The 551-nt window shown below is 45.9% G+C and carries 1 protein-coding gene; it reads right to left on the minus strand.

From position 1 onward, the window contains the following. Window positions 1-138: 138 nt before the first annotated feature. The coding region (locus R7Z77_RS27745) for a hypothetical protein (RefSeq protein ID WP_318137358.1) at window positions 139-551 on the minus strand (413 nt) is incomplete at its 5' end.

Genomic DNA, 551 nt, shown 5'->3' on the forward strand with positions numbered 1-551 from the left:
TGCGTACGATAGGATCGGCAACGCCGCCGCGCTACATATCGTCAGTTTTGATTGTCTACATCTAATCATAATTTTCTTGCTTAACCGTTGCAGTCAATGGCCGAGAACAAGCCCAGCCAACGTGTAAGTTACGAACGGTTAATCATCCCCACTGCTTTGAATACTGAAGTTAAATTTCGTCAGTTTGTTTGGTGTGATTCGTTGTACTTTCGGGTTTTCACTGATCACTTTCATACCCGTTGGTAGCGAGTCTGTGTCGACTTTGACCAAGAACTGCTTCCCTTTCTTATTCAACACCCACTGATCTGGAACATGGTATCGACCATATTGGTCGGTCTCGATAATGATGCCCTCAACGGTAAGCAGTCGAACACCCGGAATACCATCTTCATAAAGCCCTTTGTTCTCAACGACGATCTCCCAAAGGTACTCATCCCCGTCGCGATAAAGGTTTCTCTCTACATCTATGTTCTCTGCCGACAGGCCTTTTTGCTTATCACCTTTATGCTTGGTAATCGCATTGCCTTGTTGGTCGAACTCGATGTGCGTGC

The organism is Vibrio sp. 1401 (assembly GCF_033340295.1).